The sequence below is a fragment of the Streptomyces hydrogenans genome (genome assembly GCF_014656075.1).
Classification (GTDB): domain Bacteria; phylum Actinomycetota; class Actinomycetes; order Streptomycetales; family Streptomycetaceae; genus Streptomyces; species Streptomyces hydrogenans.
Map to the genome: position 1 here is coordinate 51,185 of NZ_BNBS01000027.1, position 21,956 is coordinate 73,140.

Here is a 21,956-nt window from a genome sequence, read left to right on the forward strand (position 1 = left end):
GGCGGGGTCTCGGGTGAGGATGCTGCGGACGGCCGGGACATGGCCGGGAGCGAGGAGAGACGACGATGACCATCGAGTGGCGCTACACGATCCACCCCGGCCTCGGTGTGCTCTCCCTGGCCGGTTTCCTGGGGCAGGAGGCCGTGGGGCGGTTCCAGGGAGCCGTCGGCTGGGCCGTCGCACGGGGCACCGGCCCCGTCGTGCTGGACCTGACCGGGCTGCGCGGGTGGTCCGACGGCGGCCGCCTGGCCGTGTCGGAGGCCGCGCTGCGGCTCGCGGCGGAGGGACGGGGCCTCGAACTGGCCGCCGTGCCGGAGAGCGGGGCGCCCTCGGGCGGCTCCGGCTTCGGCGACGGGAAGGTGGTCGTCGCCGTGCACGGCGACCTCGCCGCCGCGCTCGCCGCCCACCGGGACCGGGGCGTCGAGGAACGCGAATGGCGGAGCGACGCCTGGCCCGAGGACGCCTGAGGCCGGTCGCCGTCCTCGGACGGCCGTCCCCGGGCGCCCCGGCGCCCCCTCAGAACCAGTGCAGGCGGTGCGGCGGGCGTTCCCCGCGCGGAAGAGGGCGTCGTCCCAGGTCGCCGGCTTCGGAGCGCCCCGGGGCCCCTCAGAACCAGTGCAAGCAGTACGGCGGGCGCTCCTCGTACGGAAGAGGGCGTCGCCCCAGGCCCAGTCGGCTTCGGAGCGCCCCGGCGGCGCCCTCAGAACCAGTGCAGGCAGTGCGGCGGGCGCTCCGTACGGAAGAGGGCGTCGGCCCGGGCGGCCGCCTCGGGGTGGTGGGCCCGGATGTGACCGGCGCGGATCAGCGTGCCGGGGGTCGTGCCGCCGAGGTAGAGGGAGCCCAGGTCGGACACGTCCAGGGTGAGGTCCGGGTCCCGGTCCGTGGGGGTGCACTCGGCCTTGCCGTCCCGGACGGTCAGCAGGTGGCGGCCGCGCTCGCCCAGGAACGGGTCGTCGACGTCGAGCACCAGTTCCCCGTCCGCGAGCCAGCCGCCGCGCGCGGTCAGCGCGCGCGGGACGTCGAGGAGCCGCACCCAGAGCCAGTCGGTGTCGTCGGTCAGCTGCCCGGCGCGGAAGTCCGCCAGCCAGTGGCGCAGCGGATGGCCAGGCGGGACCTGCTTGAAGACGACCTTGGTGACGAGGTCGTGGCCGAGCGCGAACCGGGCCAGCTCGCCGAAGACCGCGTCGTCGACGGTGATGATCTCGTCGACCGTGAGGGTCCCGGAGTCGACGGTGTAGGTGGCGTAGCCGTCGGCCACCCCGTGGGCGTCCCGGTGCGCCGCCACGTAGCGCGGCGCCGCCGCGACCGGTGGCTGGCCCGCGCCCCGCGCCCACCAGTGCGGCGGCCGTCCGAGCGCGCCGGGCTGGGTGCGGCGGTACCGCTCGTAGACCTCTTCGAGGAGGGCGCCGCAGTCGGCCCGTCGCAGCACCTCGACCGTACCGCTGCCGCCGTCGGCCGGGCCGAGTCCGCGGGGCCGGGCGAAGGCGCCCCGGTCGCGGGGCACGGTCACCCGTTGCGTGGAGGTCGCCGGTCCGTAGCCGAACCGGCGGTAGATGACGGCCTCGGAGGCCAGCAGCACGGAGAGGGCCTCGCCGCGCGCCCGCAGGTCGCCGAGCTGACGTCGCATCATGGCGGTGAGGACGCCCTGCCGTCGGTGTGTGGGCAGGACGCCCACGGCGGTGACGCCCGAGACGGGCACGACGGTCTCCCCCGGCAGGGTCAGCTCGAAGGAGTACGCCCCCGCCGTGCCCACCGGCCGGCCGTCCTCCGCCAGCGCCAGCAGGCTCCGGTCCATCTCGAACGCCGACCACCAGACGCCCGAGCCGTCCTCCCCCGGGGTCTCCGGGAACAGCCCGAACGCGCGATGCAGGGTGTCGACGAAGACGCCCAGGTCCTCGTCGCCGGTGGACCGAATCTCCGTCACTGCCGCTTCCTCCCCGTGCGGCGGCACCGCACGTCGCGGTTCCGTCCGGGACCCAGTGCAGCGGCGGTCCGGGGCCGGGTCAAACGGTTAAACGGTTCGAAGGGGGTGGGGGTGGTCGCGTCCGGGTGGACGGGCCTGCCGGTGCGGCGCGGCATCATCGGCCGGGCGTTCCAGACCGGCCGTCCGACCGCACGGGCCGCCGGGCCGCCCGTCCGCCCGTCCGCCTGACCGCCGTGGCTCATCCGTCCACCGCGGACGGCAGCCAGATCTCGGAGAAGGCGAGGCCGTGCTCGCGGGTCTCGGCGCCGCACGCGCAGCCGAGCACGGCGACCCGCCAGTCGCACGTCACCCTCCACGGGCCGTCCGCCGCTCCGCACCCGGGGCAGTGGACGGTCTCCGCCGTCCAGACCCCGGGGGCGGGCCTGCCGTGACGACGGAACCGGCCCTCGTGCACGATCCGCCAGGGCCCGATCACGGGGGTACGGGGCACCGCCCCCGGCACCGGCGGCGCCGCCAGGACCGTGAACAGGCCGATCAGACGGGGCAGTAGAGCCTCGCCGGCACCGGTCGGGACGGCCGCCGTGCCGTCCGCCGCGCACACCGGCGTCCCGTACGCCGGCGCCGCCGCCGCGACGGGCGGGTTCGGAAAGGCGTGCCAGGGCAGGAAGGCGCGTGCCATGGCGGCGAGCAGGGCGGCGGCGGGCGGGCTGACCGCGCCCCCGTCCAGGTGGTGCAGGACCGTGCGCAGCAGCCTCTGGAGCCGCCGGTCCCGCGCGTCCGCGTCCGGGCGCGCCGGAAGCGGGGCCGCGAGGCGTGCCCGTACGGCGGCCCCGGCGGCGGAGTCCCCCGGCCCGGGCCGCCACCGTCCCGCGTCGAGCGCCCGCTCGGCCCACTCGACACGGTGCAGCAACTCCCGCATGAGGGGCGTCGGTTCCGTGGGATCCGACGGCCCTCCGCACGACCCGTTCACCGTCGCGGCCTCGCTCTCCTCCTCGACGCCCCACAGCGCTGGGGTAGCGTCGTGATCATGGAATCGCAGCCCGACACCCCTCGGACCGACCAGGCTCCGGCCGACCCCGCCGCCACCGACGACCTGCTCGCCACGCAGCCCGTCGGCTACTGGAGCGGCCTCGCGCACGCGGCGGTCACCCGACGACTGCGCGACACCATGGCGCGGGTCGACGTCACGCAGCCGCAGTACTGGGTGCTCAACCACGTGCGGTACCGCCCCGAAGCACCGAGCCGCCGGGAGGTCGTCGACGAACTGACGCCCCTGGCCGACGGGCCCCATGAGATCGGCAGGGTCATCGACCAGTTGACGCACCGCGGCTGGGTTCGCCTCGACGCCCGGCGGCGACTGGAGCTGACCGACGACGGAGAGGCCGCCAGGGCGCGGCTGCGCGCGCTCGTGTCCGAGCAGCGGGCCGTGGTCCACGAGGGCGTCAGCGACGAGGAGTACGTGGCCGCGCTCAAGGTGCTGCGCCGCATGATCGCCAACGCCGAGCGGGAGGACGAGGAGCCCACGGGCCGGGCCTGACCCGGCGCCCGGCCCGACGCGAGCGCGCCGGCGCCCGCTCGGCGACGCGGCCCGCCGCCCTCCTCCCCCGGGAAGGAGGGCGGGTGCGACCAGCCGTCAGTCGAGGCAGAACTCGTTGCCCTCGATGTCCCGCATGTTGATGCAGGACTCGTTCTCGCCGTCCGCGTACAGCGTCTGGTCGTGGACCGCGCCGAGCGCGACCAGGCGCGCGCACTCGGCCTCCAGTACGGCCAGACGCTCGTCGCCGACGAGTCCGGTGCCGGCCCGGACGTCGAGGTGCACCCGGTTCTTGGCGACCTTGCCCTCGGGAACCCGCTGGAAGTACAGGCGCGGCTCGTCGCCCACCGGAGGGATGGCGGCCCAGTCCGCGCCCCGGCGTCCGGGGGTCCCGCGGTCGAACTCGTCCCAGGAGTCGAAACCCTCCGGGGCCGGCGGCGCGTCGTACCCGAGCACCGACCGCCAGAAGCGGGCGACGCGCTCCGGTTCCGCGCAATCGAAAGTGATCTGGACCTTCTTGATCAACGACATCCGGTCATCATAGGGGCGGCCTTTCCGTCGTCTCCCGGATTATTCGCGGCGCCCTCAGGAGCCCGTGAGCGATGATCACCGGCATGGACGCCCACTTCCTCCCCATCTCCCGAGTCCGCCAAGTCCCCTCCGTGGCCGTCGTCGTGGACGTCATGCGCGCGTACACCGTCGCCGCCTGGGCCTTCGCCCGGGGCGCCGAGAAGATCGTGCTCGCCGAGTCGACGGCCGACGCGCTGGCGCTCACGGGCCGTCACCCGGGCTGGGTGGCGCTGAAGGACGGGCCGCCGGCCCCCGGTTTCGATCTCGTCAACTCGCCCGGCCTGCTCCGCTCCGCCGACCTGTCCGGCCGCACGGTCGTGCAGAAGACCACGGCCGGGACGGTCGGCGCCCTCGCGGTGAAGCACGCCCCGCTCGTGCTCTGCGCCGGATTCGTGGTGGCCGAGGCGACGGCGCGGGTACTGCGGGCCGGCGGGTACGAGGAGGTCACGTTCGTCGTCACCGGGGAGGACGGGCGGGCCGACGAGGACCTGGCCTGCGCCGAGTACATCGCCCACCGGGCCACCGGACCCGACACGACCGCCGCGACCGCCACCGGACCCGCCACGGAAACCGCCGGCGCACCAGGCGCCACCACCGGACCCGCCACGGACACCACCACCGCGCCCGGCTCCACCGCCGACCGCGCCGCGCCCTACCTCCGCCGCGCCGCTGCGTCGCGGGCCGCCGTCGAGCTGGCGACCGGGATCCGCGAGGGCGCGCACGCCGACGACGTCGCCCTCTGCCTGGAACTCGACCGCTTCCCCTTCGCCATGGCGGCGACCCTGGAGGACGGCCTCATGGTCCTGCGCCCCCACACGCCCCACTGACCGGCACCGGAGCCCGCACCCCCTCCGCACCACACCGCCCCTTCCGCTCAACGCCGCCCCCTCCCCCTCAGCATCACCCCCTCCCCCTCAGCATCACCCCCTCCCCTTTGCATCACCCCTTCCCCTCTGCATCACCGCTTCCCTCCGCACCGCCTCACCCCGCTCCACGCCCCCGCACGACCTCCGCCGCGACCACGGACGGCCTCCGCGCAGGGCCACGGATGACCTCCGCACAGGGCCAGGAACGACCCCCCACCCAGGGCGACGGACAGGGGGCCATTCGTTCATGTCCATGAACAGCAATCACGTACCCGCATATTGACGTGTCTCCGACACCCGCCCTAGCGTCGTCGCCAGCACCGAGAAAGCGCTTTCTCCCCTGTGTCCGAGCCGCCTCCCCCACCAGGAGACACCTGATGCGTCGCACCACTCCCCTCGCCCTGAGCGTGGGCCTCGTCGCCGGCACCCTCGTCACGCTCGCCGCCGCCGGCGGCGCCCAGGCCGCGACCGGGCGGTACGAGGCCGAGACCTTGCCCGCCGTCTGCACCGGCACGATCGACTCCGACTGGACCGGGTTCTCCGGCAGCGGTTTCTGCAACGGCACCAACGCCGCGGGCGCGTACGCGCAGTTCGCCGTGACGGCGCCCGCCGCCGGGACGGCGACGCTCACCGTACGGTTCGCCAACGGCACCACCACGGCCCGGCCGGCCGATGTCGTGGTCAACGGATCGACCGTGGCGGCGGGGGCGTCCTTCGGGTCCACCGGCACCTGGACCGGGTGGACGTCGAAGACCTTCACCGTGCCGGTCGTGGCGGGCACCAACACCGTGCGGCTCAGCCCGACGACCGCCGCCGGGCTGCCGAACGTCGACCACGTCGAGCTCACCACGGACGACTCCCCCGCCCCGTCCGGTCCCGCCCTCTACGTGTCACCGGCCGGCACCGCGGGCGCCACCGGTACGCAGGCCGATCCGACGACGCTCGCCTCCGCGATCACCCGGATCGGGGCCGGCGGCACGATCTACCTGCGCGGGGGCACGTACGCGCACGCGCAGACCGTCACCGTCGCGGCGGGGAACAACGGCACCTCCGCCGCCCGCAAGACGATCGCCGCCTACCCGGGCGAGACGCCGGTCCTCGACTTCTCCGCGATGGCCGAGTCCTCCTCGAACCGGGGCCTGGCGCTGAACGGCGACTTCTGGCACGTGAAGGGGCTGATCGTCCAGCGCGCCGGCGACAACGGCATCTACGTCGGCGGCAGCGACAACGTCATCGAGCGCACGGTCACCCGCTTCAACCGCGACACCGGCCTCCAGCTCGGGCGGATCGCCTCCACCACCCCGCGCGACCGCTGGCCGGCCCGCAACCTGATGGTGAGCGTCGAGTCGCACGACAACGCCGACGCCGCCGGTGAGAACGCCGACGGCTTCGCCGCCAAGCTGACCACCGGGCCGGGCAACGTCTTCCGGAACGCGGTCGCCCACCACAACATCGACGACGGCTGGGACCTCTACACCAAGCCGGACACGGGCGCGATCGACCCGGTGACGGTCGAGTACTCCCTCGCGTACACCAACGGCACCCTCTCCGACGGGACCGTGAACGCCAACGGCGACCGCAACGGCTACAAGCTCGGCGGGGAGTCCATCGCCGTCGACCACGTCGTGCGGCGCAGCATCGCCTATCGCAACGGCAAGCACGGCTTCACGTACAACAGCAACCCGGGTTCGCTGAAGGTCTCCGAGAACATCTCGGTCGACAACGCGCAGCGCAACTACACCTTCGAGGCGGGCACCTCGGTCTTCCGGGGCAACACGTCCTGCCGCGGCACGAGTTCCGGCACCAACGACAAGCTCGTCGGCGACGTCGACGCGTCGAACCAGTTCTGGTCCGGGACGAACGGCTCGCGCTGCGCGAACTACGCCGGCGCCCTCGCGTGGTCCTTCGCCTCGGACGGCTCGCTGGCCGTCACCTTCGGGGGCAGGCCCGTCACCTGGTGACCGCACGCACCGCGCGCCCGCGCCCGGCCGTTCAGGCGCGGGCGCGCAGCTCCCTGCCCAGGGCGTACGCGGCCCGCAGGTCGTCGCCGTCGTAGCCGGTGGCGGCCAGGGCGCGGAGCCCGGGCGTGGCGTTGACGGCGACGGTGTGGCGCAGGACGGAGAAGAGCGGCACGTCCGAGCCGGAGTCGCCGTAGGCCACGCAGGCGTCGCGGCCGAGGCCGAGGGCGGCGCGGAGGCGGTCGACGGCGGTCACCTTGTCCTCGGGGACGAGGATCCCGGCCGGATCGGGCGCCGCGCGGAAGGGCGGCGGCGGGAAGCCCGAGGCCACCACGTCGTCGACGCCGAGGCCGCGCAGCCGGCCGGCGAAGAAGTCCGGCGACATGGTGACGACGACGGCCCGGTCGCCCCGGCTCCGGATGTCCGCGAGGACCTCCGCCAGGCCGCCGATCCAGGGCGCCCCGTCGAACGCCTCGGCGACGACGGCGGGGGTCAGCTCCCGCCACAGTCCGTACAGGGCGGCGGCGAAGCCGCGGGTGTCGATGATCCCGGCGGCGAACTCCGCCTCCAGGGAGCGGAGTTCGTCGAGGCAGCCGAGCCGGGCGGCGATCTCCAGACTGGCCGAGGTGTCCCTCAGCAGGGTGCCGTCCATGTCGAAGACGTGCAGCAGTCGGCCGTCCATCGCCGCCTCCCTCCGGGTCCGGGGGTCAGCGTACGTTGCGGACGAAGAAGACCGACACCGCGCCGGCCAGGGTGATCAGGGCGGCGATGACGTACAGGCCGTCGTAGCCGAGGGAGCCGACGATCGCCGAGGCCAGGAACGGGGCGATGATCTGCGGTCCGGCGTTGGCGACGTTCAGGACGCCCATGTCGCGGGCGGCGTCGCCGGCGGACGGCAGGACGAGGGTGACGAGGGCGGTGTCGACGGCGAGGTAGGAGCCGAAGGCGAGGCCGATGAGGACGGTGAAGATCAGCATGCCGGTCCAGTCGGGACGGACGACCGGGACGAGCATGGCGACGGCGCACAGCGCCGAGGAGACGAAGATCAGCGGCTTGCGGCGGCCCGTCCGGTCGGACAGGACCCCGCCGAGGACGGTGGCGAGGAGGGTGAAGCCGGCGTCGATGGGGGCGATGAAGGCGACGGCCTCCTCCGGCTCCAGGCCCGCGGGAAGCGCGATGTGGTCCTGGAGGATGTAGATCTGGAAGAGGGAGACCGCGAAGAAGCCCAGCATCATCAGGAAGCGGCCGATGAAGACCCAGCGGAAGTCGGCGGACCTGAGCGTGACGGCGAAGGCGCGGAACTGGCCGCGCAGCGGGACCGACCGGACCGCCGGACGGCGCTGGTCGCGGACGACGGCGGTGAAGAGGACCGCGGAGACGGCGATGACCGCACCCATCACGAGGTAGCCGAGCGCGATGTCGCCGGGGACGAAGACGGCGGCGGTGGAGATGCCGACGGCGGTGCCGATCGGGGTGCCGATGCCGACCATCGCGGAGGCGAGGCCGCGGCGCTCCACGGGGACGCGGTCGGGGACCACCGCGGTCAGGGCCGCCTGGTAGATGTTCATCATCGCCTGGACGAGACACCAGCCGATGGCGACGAGGAGGACGCTGCGGGCCTGGCCCAGCAGGGCCAGCGCGCCGAGGGCGGCGAGGCCGCCGCCCAGGATCCACGGGTTGCGCCGGCCGGAGCGGTCGGAGAGCACGCCCGCGAGGGGGTTGAAGACGGTCGCGAAGATCGCCGCGACACCGGCGACCAGGCCGAAGTTGGCGACCTTGTTCGCGGGGTCGACCTGCTCGACCTGGAGCGGGAGCAGCACCGCCCCGATGCCCATGTAGACCATGTACATCGCCGCGTTGGCGACGGTCAGCATGGGCATCAGGCGGAGCAGGGGGCCCTTGCCGAGGGGCACCGCGGCGGCGCCGGCGGGTTCGCCGGGGGCGGTCGGCACGGTCTCCGGGGTGGTGTTCATGGTGGTGCTCCTCGGCCGTGGGGGGGCGTGCGCCGCCCGGGAGGAGCGCCCCACGACGGTCGTGCCGGTGGGACGGGACGGATCAGCTGCCGAAGCCGAGGCCGAGGCGGTCGAGGGTGCGCAGCCACAGGTCGCGGCGGCCCTCGTTGCGGTCGGACCGGGTGAGCGAGCGCTGGGTGATGCCGATGCCGATCGAACGGGCGGGCTCGGGCGGGAAGGGCAGCGGCTTGCGGCGGACGAGGGCGAGGGAGGTGCGCTCGGTACGGGCGCCGGCCAGCAGGTCGAGCATCACCTCGGCGCCGAAGCGGGTGGCGCCGACGCCGAGGCCGGTGAAGCCGGCGGCGTACGCGACCTTGCCGTGGTGACTCGTGTCAAAGAAGACACAGAAACGGGTGCTGGTGTCAATGGCTCCGCCCCAGGCGTGACTGAAGCGCAGCCCTTCCAGCTGCGGGAAGGTCCCGAAGAAGTTGCGGGCCAGGGTGGCGAAGGTCTCCGGACGCCGGTTCCGCTCGGCGCTGACGCGGCCGGCGTAGTCGTAGACGACGTCGTAGCCGCCCCACAGGATCCGGTTGTCGGCGGAGATCCGCACGTAGTGGAAGTGGTTGGCGGGGTCGGACCAGCCCTGGCGGTTCTTCCAGCCGACGGCGGCGAGCTGCTCCTCGCTCAGCGGCTCCGTCATCAGCGCGTAGTCGTAGACGGGCACCGTGTAGAGGCGGTGGCGGCGCAGCAGCGACGGGTAGGCGTTGGTGGCGAGGGCGACGCGGCGGGCGGTGACCCGGCCGTACGGCGTGCGGACGGCGACGACGGCGCCGTGCTCGTCGAGGGAGAGGCCCGGGGTGTGCTCGTGGATGCGGACGCCGAGGCCGAGACACGCCTGCTTGAGGCCCCAGGCGAGGCGGGCCGGGTTGACCATGGCCGTGTCGCTCTTGTTCCACATGCCGCCGAGGAAGGTCGGCGAGTCGATCTCGGCGCGGACGGCGTCGGCGTCGAGGAGGGCGGTGTCGGCGCCGTGGCGGGCGGCGGTCTCGGCCTCCTCGGTGAGCCACTCGACCTGGTGGGGTTCGGTGGCGATGGTGAGGGAGCCGGTGCGCTCCCAGTCGCAGTCGATGCCGTACCGCCGGATGGCGTCCTCCATGGCCTGGAGGTTCTCGCGGCCGAGGCGTTCGAGGGTGCCGATCTCGTCGGGCCAGCGGTCGAGGCCGTTGCCCAGGCCGTGGGTGAGGCTCGACTCGCAGAATCCGCCGTTGCGGCCGGACGCCGCGTGGCCGATCTCCTCGCCCTCGATGAGGACGACGTCGGTGGACGGGTCGCGCTCCTTGGCGACGAGCGCGGTCCACAGGCCGGAGTAGCCGCCGCCGACGACCAGGAGGTCGCAGGTGGTGCCTCCGACGAGGGCGGGTTCGGCCTGGGGCCGGCGGGGATCGTCGAGCCAGAACGGAGCCGGCGCGGCGTCCCGCAGCGAGTGCAGGTGGTCCATGGGGGTGTCCTTCGGATCGCGGAGAAGCTCGGTCGCGGAGCTCCTTCCGAGGTGCGGCCCATGAGACCCGGCGGTGCGGGACAAGGTCAATGGTGTTGACATAAGGGCGATGGCGCCCACGCGGGCGGGGTGTGGAGGCGGGGCGGTCGGGCGTACGCGGGCGGGGTGTGGCGGCAGGATGGTCGGGCGTACGCGGGCCGGGCGTGGAGGCAGGACGGTCGGGGCGGGCCACGCAGGCCGGGGCGAGAGCCGTACTCAGTCCCCCGCTGGGCCTGGACGGGAAGCCCGTCGGGCCCACGCGGGCCGGGGGGCCGGGGGCCGCATTCAGGCCCAGGTCAGGGATGGGGTCGCTCAGCCCCCCACGCTCCGGGGCGAAAACCACTCCGCCCCGCGCGGGCCAGGGACGCGTCACTCCCGCCAGCGTCTGACGCGCACGGACCGACCGGGCCCAGCAGGACGGGAACCAGTCAGGCCGCACGGGCTTCCGGTCTCGGCGGCATCCTCAGGCTCGACGGCGTCCCCAGACTCGGCGGCGTCCCCGGTCCCGCCGGAGTCCCCGTCGCGGTCTCAGTCCTTCGGGTCCCAGCGGTCGAGGAGGGTTTCCGCGGTGTGGCGGGCGCCGGGTTCGTAGCGCTTCGAGAGCGTGCGGAAGGTGCGTTCGGCTTCCTCGGCCGGCCAGTCGGCGGGGAGGTGTTCGGCGGGGAGGTACGGGTCGCGGCGGACGAGCTCCAGCCAGTCGGTGTGGAGCAGGAGCCGGCGCCCGAGGTCGTCGTGGGCGTCGGCGGGGGCGGGGCCGTCGTCGTTCCAGCGGGCGAGGAAGGCGCGGTAGTCGGCGGCGATGGCGTCGAGGTCGAAGGCGGTGCGCAGCAGGGGGCCGGCCTCGGTCGGCGCGGCGGCCTGCCCGTGGAAGGCCCTGATACGGTCGCCGAGTCCGAGCTCCGCCGCGACGGGCGCGACGTCCACGCGGCCGGGGGCCGCCCACAGGCCGCTCTGGAGCGGGCCGAAGCCGGCCCAGACGAGCCGGGAGCGCAGGTCGTGACGCTCCCGGCGCCAGGACTCCGGGAGCGAGAAGCCGACGAGGGTCCAGGTGCCGTCCCAGGCGCGGTTGACGGCGCTCGTGCGCCGGACGCGTTCCTCGCCGTCGGCGAGGACGGCGGCGGCGCGGCCGGTCAGCGAGAAGTACATGCGGCGGCCGCGGCGGTGCCGGTCGAGGAGTCCCCTGCCGACCATCCGGGTCAGGGTGGAGCGGACGGCGTCCTCCCCGACGTCGGCGCGGGCGAGGGCGTCGATGACGCTCGCCGAGGAGAGCGCGGTGCCGGTGCCGAGCACGTGGATGCCGAAGAAGCTCAGCATCAGGGACTGGGGGCGCGGCGCGGAGCCGCGTTCCCCTGCGTCGGGCTCGACGTCGGGGGCGCGCCGCACGGTGCTCCGCGAGGCCTCCCGCAGGGGCTGCGCCTCGCTCCGCGCGGAGCCCCGCGAGGACTCCGGGCCGCTCTCCCCGGCGCCCCCCGAAGCCCTCCGCGGGGGCTGCGCCTCGTTCCGCCCGGCGCTCCGGGAGGTCTCCCGCGGAGGCTGCCGGTCGCTCCGCACGGTACCCGCCGAAGCCTCCCGCGAGGACTCCGGGGCGCTCGTCGTGGCTCCCGGCCGAGCCTTCCGCGAGGACTCCGGGCCACCCTCCCCGTCGCCCCACAAGGTCTCCCGCGGGGGCCGCCGGTCGCTCGTCGCGGCACCCGACGAAGCCTCCCGCGAGGAATCCGGGCCGCCCTCCCCGGCGCCCCCCGAAGCCCTCCGCGGGGTTCGCGGGCCGGTCTGCGCCGTGTTTCGCGGGGGTTCCCCCGAGGGGCGCGGGGCAGACCGCCCGGAGCTTCGCGTGGGCTTCCCGGGGGGCTGCGGGGCGTTCTGCGCGGCGCACGGCGGGGCGGGTGGGGTCACGGGGACAGCGTAGGGGGGCGGGTCTTCCGGGAGGAGGGTTCAGAACGAATATTCGGCAGTTTCTTGACCACAGACGAGAAGTTGCCTAGCTTTGGCGCCGCCGGTGCGTGTGCGAGGCGGGGATCCCGCGCCCCGCCCCCGGCGTCCCTCGACTCACGGGAAGGACCCCGTCATGACCACTCCCCAGGTGAACCCGGTGGATCTCACCGGCAAGGTGGCCGTCGTCACCGGCAGCGGCCGCGGACTCGGCCTCGCCTACGCCCGCTCGCTCGCCGCCGCCGGCGCGGCCGTCGTCGTCAACGACGTCGACGCGGAGGCCGCCGCCGCGGCGGTGAAGGAGATCACCGAGGCGGGCGGCCGGGCCGTCGCCGAGGTCGTGCCGGTCGGTTCGACCGAGGCCGCCGAGGCCCTCGTCGCCCGTGCCGTCGACAGCTTCGGCCGCATCGACACGATGGTCACCAACGCCGGTGTGCTCCGCGACCGCGTGCTCTGGAAGATGACCGACGAGGACTTCGACACCGTCGTCCAGGTGCACCTGCGCGGCACCTTCACCTGCGTCCGCGCCGCCGTGGAGCGCATGCGCGAGCAGGGCGACGGCGGCCGGATCGTCGTCGCCGGTTCCCCCGCCGGGCAGCGCGGCAACTTCGGCCAGACCAACTACGCCGCCGCCAAGGCCGGCATCGCGGCCATGGTCCGCACCTGGGCGATGGAGCTCGGCCGCGCCGGCATCACCGCCAACGCGGTCATCCCGGTCGCCGCCACCGCCATGACCAAGACCATCCCGGTCTTCGCCCCGCACATCGAGGCGCTGGAGCAGGACGGCACGCCGTTCCCGGACAGCCTGCGCAAGGGCGAGGGATTCGGCACCGCCGAGGACGTGGCCGGCCTGGTCGCCTTCCTCGCCTCGGACGCCTCCGCCGGGGTCACCGGCCAGTGCATCGGCATCGGCGGCGACAAGCTCGCCCTCTGGTCGCACCCGCAGGAGATCGCGGTGGCGTACGCCGACGGCGGCTGGAGCGCGGACGCGATCGCCGCCGCCTGGCCGGTCTCCGTCGGCCGCGCCCCGGAGACCTACGGCATCCCCGCCCCGGTCCTGTGAGCGGCGCCGTGATGGACCTCGACGCGCTCGTCGCCATCGACATGCACGCCCACGCGGAGGTCTCCGCGAAGGGCGGGGCCTCGCTCTCGGCCGAGCTGGACGCCGCGGCCGGCGCGTACTTCAAGGCCGAGCACCGGCACCCGACGCTTCCGGAGATCGCCGCCTACTACCGCGAGCGGTCGATGGCCTGCGTGGTCTTCACCGTGGACGCGGAGTCCGCGACCGGCACCCCGCCGGTGCCGAACGAGGAGATCGCCGAGGCGGCCGCCGAGAACCCGGACGTGATCATCCCCTTCGCGGGCGTCGACCCGTTCAAGGGGAAGGCGGCGGTCCGTCAGATCCGGCGTCTGGTCGAGGAGTTCGGGGTCAAGGGCTTCAAGTTCCACCCGAACATCCAGGCCTTCCACCCCAACGACCGGATGGCCTACCCGCTGTACGAGGCGATCGAGGACGCGGGCGCGATCGCGGTCTTCCACACCGGGCAGACCGGCATCGGCGCGGGCGCCCCGGGCGGCGGCGGGATCCGGCTCAAGTACTCGAACCCGATGGACGTGGACGACGTCGCCGCCGACTTCCCCGGCATGCGGATCGTGCTCGCCCACCCGTCCTTCCCCTGGCAGGACGAGGCGCTGGCGGTGGCGACGCACAAGCCGAACGTCCACATCGACCTGTCCGGCTGGTCCCCGAAGTACTTCCCGCCGCAGCTCGTCCGCTACGCGAACAGCCTCCTCCAGGACAAGGTCCTCTTCGGCTCGGACTACCCCCTGCTCACCCCGGACCGCTGGCTCGCGGACTTCGCCGGTCTGCCCCTCAAGGACGAGGTCCGGCCGAAGATCCTCAAGGAGAACGCCGCCCGCCTGCTCGGCCTCACCACCACCTGAGGGACACGCCATGCGCAATCAGGGCATCGGGTCCTGGCCGGCTCGCCGGAACCGTAGGACTCCCCGCCGCACCGCCCTCCTCCACGAGGGGCGCTCGTACGACTACGCGACGCTCCACGACCGCTCCACCCGGCTGGCCCACGCCCTGCGGGACGCGGGCGTGGAGCGCGGGGACCGGGTCGCCTTCCTGGGCCCGAACCATCCGGCGTATCTGGAGACGCTGTTCGCCGCGGGGATCCTCGGCGCGGTCTTCGTCCCCCTCAACAACCGTCTCACCGTGCCGGAGTTGGCCTTCCAGCTGACGGACTCCGGCAGCCGGGTGCTGGTGCACGCCCGGCAGCCGGACGGCAAGGCCGCCGAACTGGCCGCGTCCGCCGGGCTCGCCACCCTCCTCTCCGTCGAGGGCGAGGGACCGGGCCAGGTGTACGAGGAGCTGCTCGCGGCCGCGTCGGCGGAGCCGATCGACGAGGAGGTGGGGCACCACGACGCCTGCCTCATCATGTACACCTCGGGCACCACGGGCCGGGCCAAGGGCGCCGTCCTCACCCATGGCAACATCGTCTGGAACAGCCTCAACGTCGTCGTGGACACCGACATCGCCGGTGACGAGGTCGCCTTCGTGAGCGCCCCGCTCTTCCACACCGGCTCGCTCAACATGAGCTGCCTGCCGACCCTCCTCAAGGGCGGCACGGTGCTCCTGGAGTCCGCCTTCGACGCCGAGCGGGCCCTGCGCCTGATCGAACTCCACGGCGTCACCGCGCTGTTCGGCGTGCCGACGATGTACGACGCGATGGCGTCCGCCCCCGGCTGGAAGGAGGCGGACCTGACCAGTCTGCGCCTGCTGCTGTGCGGCGGCGCGCCCGTGCCGACCCGGACGGCGCAGACGTACCTGGAGCGGGGCCTCGCCTTCGTCCAGGGGTACGGGATGACCGAGGCGTCGCCCGGCGCCCTGGTCCTGGACCGCGCGGACTCGGCCCGCAAGGCCGGTTCGGCGGGCGTGCCGCACTTCTTCACCGACGTGCGGGTGATCCGCCCGGACGGCACGGAGACGGCACCGGGCGAGAAGGGCGAGGTCGTCGTCTCGGGGCCGAACGTGACCCCGGGCTACTGGAACCTCCCGGAAGCGAGCGCCGCGGCCTTCCGCGACGGGGGGCGCTTCCGGTCGGGCGACGTGGCCACGGTCGACGCCGAGGGCTACGTCACGCTCGTCGACCGCCTCAAGGACATGATCATCTCGGGCGGGGAGAACATCTACCCCGCCGAGGTCGAGGACGCCCTGCTCCAGCACCCCGACGTGGCCGAGGCCGCCGTCATCGGTGTCCCCGACGCCCGCTGGGGCGAGGTGGGGCGGGCGGTCGTCGTCCTGCGCCCCGGGACCTCGCCGACGGCCGGGGAACTCCTCGCCCACCTCCAGGGCCTGCTGGCCCGCTACAAGATCCCGCGGAGCTTCGTCCTCGTCCCCGAACTGCCCCGCAACGCCACCGGAAAGCTGCTGAAGGGCCCGATCCGGGACCGCTACGGCAGCACCCCCACCGACTGACCCTCTGGAGAAACCACCATGTCCCTCACCGTCCACGGCATCGACGAGATCCGCGCCCGGGCCGGCGCCGACCTCGGCCACAGCTCCTGGGTCGAGATCGCCCAGTCCCGCGTCGACACCTTCGCCGACGCCACCGACGACCACCAGTGGATCCACGTCGACGTGGAGCGCGCGGCGACCGGCCCCTTCGGCGGCACCATCGCCCACGGCTACCTCACGCTCTCCCTCCTCATCCCCATGTGGAGCGAGCTGCTCCAGGTCGAGGGCGTCTCGATGGCGGTCAACTACGGCCTGAACAAGGTCCGTTTCCCCTCCCCCGTCCGCGTCGGCTCGAAGATCCGCACCCACGGCCGGATCGCCTCGGTCGAGGACGTCCGCGGCGGCGTCGAGGTCACCGTCGACCTCACCGTCGAGATCGACGGCTCCGAGAAGCCGGCCTGCGTGGCCCAGGCGGTCTACCGCTTCTACGCCTGACCCGCAGCACACGCCTCGGGGGCGGTCGCCGGCACCGGCGACCGCCCCCGAGGCGTGCCCGCGCACCGGGTACGGTTCTCCCGCGTCCGGCGGAGGAAGGGGAGGGACCATGACGACCAGGCCCCGTGAGGTGGTCGGCCCCCTGGAGCGGGGGCTCGCCGTGCTGGAGGCCGTCGCCGCCGGTGACGGCGGGCGGCGGGGGCTCGGCGACCTCGCCCGCACGACGGGGCTGGCGCGGTCCACGGTCGACCGTGTCGCCACCACGCTCACCGTCCTCGGGGTGCTCCGGGCCGAGGGGCGGGACCTGCTGCTCGCACCCGGCGCGGCCGGTCTCGGCAACGCCTACCTGGACTCCTGCGGACTGCCCGCGCTCCTCGGCCCGCACGCCGCCGCGCTCGCCGAGCTGCTCGACGAGGCGGTGTCCCTGGCCCTGCCCGACGGGGACGGGGTCCGCTTCCTGGCGCAGGCGAACCGGCGCCGCGCCGTGGCGATCGCCTTCCGGCCGGGGGACCTGCTGCCGGCCGCGGGCTGCGCGCCCGGCGCGCTGTTCGCCGCCGGGTGGGACGAGGAGCGCTGGGCGGGGCACCCGGACGACGCCGGTTTCCGCACGCGGGCCGCGCGGGCGCGCGAGCGGGGCGTGGCGGTCGACGACCAGCTGATCGAGCCGGGACTGGTCTCCGTCGCCCTGCCGGTGCGCGATCCGGCCGGGGCCGTCGTGTGCGCGGTGAGCGTCGTCAGCCACACCAGCCGGCGCGACGCCGGGGCTCTGGAGGCACTGGCGCTGCCGCCGCTGGGGGACACGGTCGCGGCGATGGAGGCGGCGCTCGCCACCGGACCCGACCGGGCGGTGGAGCCCGACCCGGCGGCCGGGCCCGGGGGCGGGGTCGGGGTGGGCACGGCCGGGTTCAAGGAGGAGCTGGGGTCCGGGTTCCTCCAGTCACTGGCCCGGGGTCTTGACGTGCTGCGCGCCTTCGGAGCCGTACGCGGACCGGCCCGGCTCACCGACCTCGCCCGGCTCTCCGGACTGCCCCGGGCGACCGCCCGGCGGTCGCTCCTCACCCTGTGCCACCTGGGGTACGTGCGGGAGGACGCCGACGGCTTCGTCCCGCTCCCCCGCGTCCTGGCCCTCGGTCACGCCCGGCTCTCGGCGCTCACCCTGCCCGAGATCGCCACCCCGCACCTGGTCCGGCTGGTGCGGAGCGTGCGCGAGTCGGCGTCGGTGGCGGTGCTGGACGGGGACGACATCCGGTACGTGGCGCGGGTGGCGGGCAGCCGGCTCCTGCACATCGACATCGTGGTGGGCACCCGGCTGCCCGCGTACGCGACCTCGATGGGGCGGGTGCTGCTCGCCGCGCTGCCGGAGGCCGAGCGGGACGCCCGGCTCGGGCGGCTCGTCCCGGAGGCCCTGACGCCCCGGACCCTGACCGGGGCCGGGGAGCTGCGCGGGGCCGTGGCGGCGACCGCGGAGCGGGGTTTCGGCTGGGTGGAGGAGGAGCTGGAGGAGGGCCTGCGCTCGATCGCGGTGCCGGTGCGCGACGGGGCGGGCCGGGTGGTCGCCGCGCTCAACGTCGCCCTGAACGCGGGCCGCTGCTCCCCGGAGGAGAGCCTGGCGACGCTCCTCCCGCAGCTGCGGGAGGCGTCCGGCCGGATCTCGGCGGACCTGGCGGCGGTGGGCCGGCACGCTCCGGTACCGACGGCGTGACGCTCCGTCAGGGTGCTTGTCTGCGTGCCTTCCTGGGGTGTCCGGCCGCGTCCGGGTGCAGGGTCTCCAGCGCCGTCAGCATCAGCTCCAGGGCGAATGGGTAGCCGCTGTCCCGCATGTCGGCGACGAGGAGCGGGTACGTCGCCGCGATGTTCGGATGGGTCTCCGTGGGAAGGCGGCCGTAGACGTCCCCCCACACCTCGGTGTCCGCCTCGCCCGCCGCCTTCGGCAGCGCGGAGGCGGCCGCGTCCTGGGCGGCGAAGGCCAGCGCCTGGTCGACGAAGGCGTGGTAGACACGGACCGCCAGCGGGTCGGGGAAGCCGCCGTCCCGCAGGATGCCGAGGATCTTCTCCACCGCCCCCGTCTCGTTCGGGCGGCCGGTCGTGCGGTGCGCGGCCAGCAGGGCCGCCTGCGGCTGGGAGACGTAGGAGCCGTGGATCCGCATCCCCATCGCGCGCAGGTCGGTGCGCCAGTCCCCGCTCGCCTCCCAGCCCTCCTGCGCCCGCCCGATGATTTCGTCGCAGATCGCGAGGAGCAGGGCGTCGGTGTTCCGGAAGTAGCGGTAGAGGGCGCTGGGATCGGCTCCGAGGGCCGCGCCCAGTCTCCGTACCGAGAGCGCTTCGGCGCCGTGCTGGGCCACCAGGCGCAGCGCGGTGTCGACGATGAGCCGTTCGGAGAGGACGGCGCCCTGCTTGGTCGGCCGGCGGCGCTGCCGGCTTCCTTCGGGTACGACACGTGCGGACATGGCCGGGACCTTACGTCAACACCATTGACGTGTAAACGGCTCGCGGGCTTCCATGACGCCCGTCACCTGAACGGCGGCGCCGGTACGATCCGGCCGCCGCAGCCGGTGCACCTCCGTCCGACGCCTGCCGCGCGGCGCCCCGCGCCCCGGCCGCCGTCGTCCGCCCCGCGCCCCTCCGGCGCGACGCAGCAAGGGAGCCGCCTCATGGCCCAGGCCGATCTCGTCTTCACGCGAGGCCCCGTCCTCACCCTGGATCCGGCGCGGAGCCGGGCCACCTCGCTCGCTGTCACCGGCGACCGGATCACGGCCGTCGGCCACGACGAGGTGCGCGAACTGATCGGCCCCGGCACCGAGGTGGTCGACCTCACCGGCAAGCTGCTGCTGCCCGGTTTCCAGGATTCCCACATCCACGCGGTGGGCGGCGGCAGTGAGCTCGCCGAGTGCGACCTCACCGGGAGCGTCGACGTCGCGGAGTACCTGGAGCGGATCCGCGCCTACGCCGAGGCGCACCCGGACCGCGAGTGGATCACCGGTGGCGGCTGGTCCATGGAGAGCTTCGAGGGCGGCATGCCGACCCGCGGGCTCCTGGACTCGGTCGTCCCCGACCGTCCCGTCCTGCTGTCGAACCGCGACCACCACGGCGCCTGGGCCAACACCCGCGCCCTGGAGCTGGCAGGTCTGACCGCCGCCACCCCCGACCCGGCGGACGGCCGGATCGAGCGGGAGGCCGACGGCACCCCGAGCGGCACGCTCCAGGAGGGGGCGACCGGCCTGGTCTCCCGCTTCGTGCCGCCGAGCACCGCCGAGGACCGCCTCGCGGGCCTGCTCCGGGCGCAGCGCGTGCTGCACTCGCTGGGCATCACGGGCTGGCAGGACGCGCTGCTCGGCTCCTTCAACGGCATGTCCGACCCGGCCGACGCCTACCTGACGGCGGCCCAGGACGGCTCCCTGACCGCCCGGGTGACCGGCGCGCTGTGGTGGGACCGCGAGCGCGGAGCGGAGCAGATCCCGGAACTCGTGGACCGCCGAAAGCAGTTGAACGCGGGCCGGTTCAAGGCCACCTCGATCAAGATCATGCAGGACGGCATCGCGGAGAACTTCACCGCCGCGATGACCGCCCCGTACCTCGACGGCTGCGGCTGCGCGACCGCCAACACCGGGCTCAGCTTCGTCGACCCGGAGGCGCTGCGCGGCTACGTCACCGAGCTCGACGCCCTCGACTTCCAGGTGCACTTCCACGCGCTCGGCGACCGCGCCGTGCGGGAGGCGCTGGACGCGATCGAGGCGGCCGTCGCGGCCAACGGCCGTCGCGGCAACCGGCACCACCTCGCCCACCTCCAGGTCGTCCACCCCAGCGACCTGAACCGCTTCGCCGCGCTCGGCGCGATCGCCAACATCCAGCCGCTGTGGGCGGCGCACGAGCCGCAGATGGACAACCTGACGATCCCCTTCCTCGGCGAGGAGCGGGCGGCCTGGCAGTACCCGTTCGGCTCGCTGCTGCGGGCCGGCGCGACCCTGGCCGCGGGCAGCGACTGGCCCGTCTCCAGCCCGAACCCGATCGAGGGCATCCACGTCGCGGTGAACCGGCGCGACCCGGAGTCCCCGGACGGGAAGGTCTTCTACCCGGAGGAGCGCATCGACCTGCTCTCCGCGCTCACCGCCTACACGGCCGGCACGGCGCACGTGAACGGGCACGACGACGCGGGCAGCCTGATGCCGGGCAACCTCGCCGACCTCGTCGTCCTCGACCGCGACGTCCTGGCGGCACCGGCCGACGAGATCGCGGAGGCCCGGGTGGAACGCACCTACGTCGGCGGCACGCTGGTGCACGGGGGCTGACGCACTCGGTACCGGGGTCCCGGAGGCCGGGTCCCGTCCGGTCCTACCCCCTCCGCACGGAGGACGCCCGGACGTCCAGCCTGACCGGCACGAGTGCCCCGCCGGTCTCCCGCAGGCCCTGCTCCAGCACGGCGACGAGGTGGGCGATCCCCGCCTCGGCGACCGCGTCCGGGCGCAGGCTCAGCGTCGTCACCGGCGGCTCGGTGTGCACGGCGGTCTCGTCCTCGCTGACACAGGCGAGGAGGAGGTCGCCGGGGACGTCGTAGCCGATGCGGCGGGCCGCGTCGAGGACGAGCGGCGGGCTGGCCTCGGCGACCACCAGGAGGGCGTCGGGGCGGTCGGGACCGACTCCGAGGGCGGTCTCCACGGCCTGGATCACCGGCCCGTTGCCGGGTTCGGCGGCCCGTACGGACAGCACCGGCAGTCCGTGCGCGGCGCACCACGCCCGGTGCGCCGCGTCGACCTCGCGGTGGAAGCGGGTGGTGCTGTCGGGGACGACGAGCACCGGCCGGCGGGCGCCCTGGGCGTGGAAGTGGTCCAGGGTCTGTCCGACGACGGCGGTCGCGTCGACGTCCACCCAGTGGGCGCCGGGCCGGCCCTCGACGGACCGGTCGCTGAAGACCGGGATGCGGGCGGCCAGCAGGTCCTCGACGATCCGGTCGTCGGCGACGGGGTCGGCGACGACCACGGCGTCGAGGGGCAGTGCCGCCCACTCGCTCTGGAGCGATCCCGCGGGCAGCAGCACCACGGCGTAGCCGCGCGCGAGCGCGGTGGCGGCGGTGGCCCCCGTGAGGCGGGCGAAGTACGGCGACTCCAGGAAGGTCCAGGGGGTGTCGGCCAGCTCGCCGACGACGTAGCCGATCAGCCGGGCCCGTCCCGCGCGCAGCTGGCGCGCGGTGGCGTTGGGCCGGTAGCCCATGCGGCGCGCGGTGTCGCGGGCCTTCTCCCGGACCTCGGGGGAGAGCCGGCCGGTGCCGTTCAGGGCCGCCGACACGGTGGTCTTGGACAGGCCGGCCTCGCGGGCCTCGTCGACGAGCCGCACCCGCGGCACGGGCGGCGCGGCGGCCCGGCCGTGGCGCGCGGCGCCGGAACGCTCGGCCCACGCACCCGCGTCCCCGGCACCGGTCCCGGCTTCGGCTTCGGCTCCGTCCCCGGCACCGGTCCCGGCTCCGGCTCCGGCTCCGGTGCCGGATCGGGTCCGGGTCCCGACTCCCGCGTCCCCCGTCCCTCCGCCGTGTCCGTCCTGCCCCGGGACCGCCGCGCCACGCTCCGGGGTCGCTCCGTCATGCTCTGAGGCTTCGGTCATGCGGCTGATGGTGCCACCCCGCTGACCATTGCAAAACCGTTCCCGCAAAGCTGGTCCGGAACCCTTGTGCGGGAACGTTCCCGCATCAATACTCGCTCCATCCCCCCAGCGCCCGTCACTACACCCGTAAAGGGGT

General features: G+C 74.4%; 19 protein-coding genes. 10 read left to right on the forward strand and 9 right to left on the reverse strand.

All coding sequences use genetic code 11. The features are described 5' to 3' along the window. Positions 1-65 precede the first annotated feature (65 nt). The gene (locus tag IE321_RS14390) at positions 66-467 is read left to right on the forward strand and encodes an STAS domain-containing protein (protein WP_190223160.1); all 402 of its coding nucleotides are present in this window, start codon (positions 66-68) and stop codon (positions 465-467) included. A gap of 233 nt (positions 468-700) precedes the next feature. Here the strand turns inward: IE321_RS14390 and IE321_RS14395 are convergent, their stop codons facing one another. Both IE321_RS14395 and IE321_RS14400 read right to left on the reverse strand, forming a co-directional pair. Continuing rightward, the gene (locus tag IE321_RS14395) at positions 701-1,924 is read right to left on the reverse strand and encodes a GNAT family N-acetyltransferase (RefSeq protein WP_190223161.1); all 1,224 of its coding nucleotides are present in this window, start codon (positions 1,922-1,924) and stop codon (positions 701-703) included. Between the two features lie 238 nt (positions 1,925-2,162). Then, on the reverse strand, positions 2,163-2,843 hold the full coding sequence (locus tag IE321_RS14400; RefSeq protein WP_190223162.1) for a hypothetical protein: 681 nt from the start codon (positions 2,841-2,843) through the stop codon (positions 2,163-2,165). Between the two features lie 108 nt (positions 2,844-2,951). On the opposite strand from IE321_RS14400, the gene IE321_RS14405 reads away from it, so the two are divergent. Then, the gene (locus tag IE321_RS14405; protein ID WP_190223163.1) at positions 2,952-3,461 is read left to right on the forward strand and encodes a MarR family winged helix-turn-helix transcriptional regulator; all 510 of its coding nucleotides are present in this window, start codon (positions 2,952-2,954) and stop codon (positions 3,459-3,461) included. A gap of 96 nt (positions 3,462-3,557) precedes the next feature. Here IE321_RS14405 and IE321_RS14410 read toward each other — a convergent pair whose 3' ends face one another. Next, positions 3,558-3,989, reverse strand: coding sequence for a VOC family protein (locus tag IE321_RS14410; RefSeq protein ID WP_043228606.1), 432 nt, complete (start codon positions 3,987-3,989; stop codon positions 3,558-3,560). A gap of 83 nt (positions 3,990-4,072) precedes the next feature. On the opposite strand from IE321_RS14410, the gene IE321_RS14415 reads away from it, so the two are divergent. Together IE321_RS14415 and IE321_RS14420 are read left to right on the forward strand one after the other, a co-directional pair. Further along, on the forward strand, positions 4,073-4,855 hold the full coding sequence (locus IE321_RS14415) for a 2-phosphosulfolactate phosphatase (protein WP_190223185.1): 783 nt from the start codon (positions 4,073-4,075) through the stop codon (positions 4,853-4,855). Positions 4,856-5,271: 416 nt separating this feature from the next. Further along, positions 5,272-6,855 carry a right-handed parallel beta-helix repeat-containing protein gene (locus IE321_RS14420; RefSeq protein WP_190223164.1) on the forward strand — a complete coding sequence of 528 codons (1,584 nt, stop codon included), beginning with the start codon at positions 5,272-5,274 and terminating at the stop codon, positions 6,853-6,855. A 31-nt stretch (positions 6,856-6,886) separates the two neighbouring features. Here IE321_RS14420 and IE321_RS14425 read toward each other — a convergent pair whose 3' ends face one another. The 4 genes from IE321_RS14425 to IE321_RS14440 form a co-directional block, all read right to left on the reverse strand. Next, positions 6,887-7,534, reverse strand: a complete 648-nt coding sequence (locus IE321_RS14425) for an HAD family hydrolase (RefSeq protein WP_190223165.1) — start codon at positions 7,532-7,534, stop codon at positions 6,887-6,889. Between the two features lie 25 nt (positions 7,535-7,559). Continuing rightward, entirely contained in the window at positions 7,560-8,825 is a 1,266-nt protein-coding gene (locus IE321_RS14430; RefSeq protein ID WP_190223166.1) for an MFS transporter, read from the reverse strand. A gap of 82 nt (positions 8,826-8,907) precedes the next feature. Then, complete coding sequence (locus tag IE321_RS14435; protein ID WP_190223167.1) at positions 8,908-10,302, reverse strand: NAD(P)/FAD-dependent oxidoreductase; 1,395 nt, start codon at positions 10,300-10,302, stop codon at positions 8,908-8,910. A 567-nt stretch (positions 10,303-10,869) separates the two neighbouring features. Beyond that, positions 10,870-11,724, reverse strand: a complete 855-nt coding sequence (locus IE321_RS14440; protein ID WP_264202501.1) for a PaaX family transcriptional regulator — start codon at positions 11,722-11,724, stop codon at positions 10,870-10,872. A 697-nt stretch (positions 11,725-12,421) separates the two neighbouring features. On the opposite strand from IE321_RS14440, the gene IE321_RS14445 reads away from it, so the two are divergent. The 5 genes from IE321_RS14445 (at position 12,422) to IE321_RS14465 (ending at position 17,930) form a co-directional block, all read left to right on the forward strand. Then, on the forward strand, positions 12,422-13,333 hold the full coding sequence (locus tag IE321_RS14445; RefSeq protein WP_107063336.1) for an SDR family NAD(P)-dependent oxidoreductase: 912 nt from the start codon (positions 12,422-12,424) through the stop codon (positions 13,331-13,333). Positions 13,334-13,344: 11 nt separating this feature from the next. Beyond that, positions 13,345-14,214, forward strand: coding sequence for an amidohydrolase family protein (locus IE321_RS14450; RefSeq protein ID WP_190223188.1), 870 nt, complete (start codon positions 13,345-13,347; stop codon positions 14,212-14,214). A 10-nt stretch (positions 14,215-14,224) separates the two neighbouring features. Continuing rightward, positions 14,225-15,754 (forward strand): acyl-CoA synthetase, encoded by a 1,530-nt coding sequence (locus IE321_RS14455; RefSeq protein WP_190223168.1) that lies wholly within the window; start codon positions 14,225-14,227, stop codon positions 15,752-15,754. A gap of 18 nt (positions 15,755-15,772) precedes the next feature. After that, the gene (locus tag IE321_RS14460) at positions 15,773-16,228 is read left to right on the forward strand and encodes a MaoC family dehydratase (protein WP_190223169.1); all 456 of its coding nucleotides are present in this window, start codon (positions 15,773-15,775) and stop codon (positions 16,226-16,228) included. A gap of 109 nt (positions 16,229-16,337) precedes the next feature. Then, positions 16,338-17,930 (forward strand): IclR family transcriptional regulator domain-containing protein, encoded by a 1,593-nt coding sequence (locus tag IE321_RS14465; RefSeq protein ID WP_190223170.1) that lies wholly within the window; start codon positions 16,338-16,340, stop codon positions 17,928-17,930. A gap of 7 nt (positions 17,931-17,937) precedes the next feature. Here IE321_RS14465 and IE321_RS14470 read toward each other — a convergent pair whose 3' ends face one another. After that, positions 17,938-18,675 carry a TetR/AcrR family transcriptional regulator gene (locus tag IE321_RS14470; RefSeq protein WP_190223171.1) on the reverse strand — a complete coding sequence of 246 codons (738 nt, stop codon included), beginning with the start codon at positions 18,673-18,675 and terminating at the stop codon, positions 17,938-17,940. Positions 18,676-18,879: 204 nt separating this feature from the next. Here IE321_RS14470 and IE321_RS14475 point away from each other — a divergent pair, with 204 nt between their 5' ends. Further along, positions 18,880-20,514, forward strand: a complete 1,635-nt coding sequence (locus IE321_RS14475) for an amidohydrolase (RefSeq protein WP_190223172.1) — start codon at positions 18,880-18,882, stop codon at positions 20,512-20,514. Between the two features lie 43 nt (positions 20,515-20,557). Here IE321_RS14475 and IE321_RS14480 read toward each other — a convergent pair whose 3' ends face one another. Then, positions 20,558-21,820, reverse strand: coding sequence for a LacI family DNA-binding transcriptional regulator (locus IE321_RS14480; protein ID WP_229916402.1), 1,263 nt, complete (start codon positions 21,818-21,820; stop codon positions 20,558-20,560). Positions 21,821-21,956: the final 136 nt, after the last annotated feature.

Bases quoted from the DNA above. Each gene is read 5' to 3' on its own strand.
- IE321_RS14390 (WP_190223160.1), top strand. From the start codon at position 66: ATGACCATCGAGTGGCGCTACACGATCCACCCCGGCCTCGGTGTGCTC.
- IE321_RS14400 (WP_190223162.1), bottom strand. From the start codon at position 2,843: ATGCGGGAGTTGCTGCACCGTGTCGAGTGGGCCGAGCGGGCGCTCGAC.
- IE321_RS14405 (WP_190223163.1), top strand. From the start codon at position 2,952: ATGGAATCGCAGCCCGACACCCCTCGGACCGACCAGGCTCCGGCCGAC.
- IE321_RS14410 (WP_043228606.1), bottom strand. From the start codon at position 3,989: ATGTCGTTGATCAAGAAGGTCCAGATCACTTTCGATTGCGCGGAACCG.
- IE321_RS14415 (WP_190223185.1), top strand. From the start codon at position 4,073: ATGGACGCCCACTTCCTCCCCATCTCCCGAGTCCGCCAAGTCCCCTCC.
- IE321_RS14420 (WP_190223164.1), top strand. From the start codon at position 5,272: ATGCGTCGCACCACTCCCCTCGCCCTGAGCGTGGGCCTCGTCGCCGGC.
- IE321_RS14425 (WP_190223165.1), bottom strand. From the start codon at position 7,534: ATGGACGGCCGACTGCTGCACGTCTTCGACATGGACGGCACCCTGCTG.
- IE321_RS14430 (WP_190223166.1), bottom strand. From the start codon at position 8,825: ATGAACACCACCCCGGAGACCGTGCCGACCGCCCCCGGCGAACCCGCC.
- IE321_RS14435 (WP_190223167.1), bottom strand. From the start codon at position 10,302: ATGGACCACCTGCACTCGCTGCGGGACGCCGCGCCGGCTCCGTTCTGG.
- IE321_RS14450 (WP_190223188.1), top strand. From the start codon at position 13,345: ATGGACCTCGACGCGCTCGTCGCCATCGACATGCACGCCCACGCGGAG.
- IE321_RS14455 (WP_190223168.1), top strand. From the start codon at position 14,225: ATGCGCAATCAGGGCATCGGGTCCTGGCCGGCTCGCCGGAACCGTAGG.
- IE321_RS14460 (WP_190223169.1), top strand. From the start codon at position 15,773: ATGTCCCTCACCGTCCACGGCATCGACGAGATCCGCGCCCGGGCCGGC.
- IE321_RS14465 (WP_190223170.1), top strand. From the start codon at position 16,338: ATGACGACCAGGCCCCGTGAGGTGGTCGGCCCCCTGGAGCGGGGGCTC.
- IE321_RS14470 (WP_190223171.1), bottom strand. From the start codon at position 18,675: ATGTCCGCACGTGTCGTACCCGAAGGAAGCCGGCAGCGCCGCCGGCCG.
- IE321_RS14475 (WP_190223172.1), top strand. From the start codon at position 18,880: ATGGCCCAGGCCGATCTCGTCTTCACGCGAGGCCCCGTCCTCACCCTG.
- IE321_RS14480 (WP_229916402.1), bottom strand. From the start codon at position 21,820: ATGACCGAAGCCTCAGAGCATGACGGAGCGACCCCGGAGCGTGGCGCG.